The 310-nt window shown below is 65.5% G+C and carries 1 pseudogene; it reads right to left on the reverse strand.

Going from position 1 to position 310, the window contains the following annotated elements:
- Positions 1-310: pseudogene (locus ACZYTC_RS34325) on the reverse strand (PHP domain-containing protein); the annotation flags it as partial.

Genomic DNA, 310 nt, shown 5'->3' on the forward strand with positions numbered 1-310 from the left:
CCGCCGATCCCCTGCCCTGGCACAGGATGTCCTGTGAGCGCGCGAACCGGACGATCGCATTGACCGTCAGGAAGTAAGGCGCATAGCCCAGCTTTTCGATCAGCCGCAATTCGTGCAGGAGGGTCGCGCGGACTCTGTCCGGTAGCCCCTCGGGATAGCGCCGCTCGGCGCCGTCCCAAGTCAGCTTCTCCAGCGTCTGTTGCGGCGTCAGCGAGGGATCGTCCCTCTCCTCGGGATATTGATAGGCAAGTTCGTCCAGCGAAACGCGGCAGCGCTCCGCGATCTCCCGCGTCCTGGCCAGGGCTTGCGG

The organism is Labrys sp. F242, from assembly GCF_057813875.1.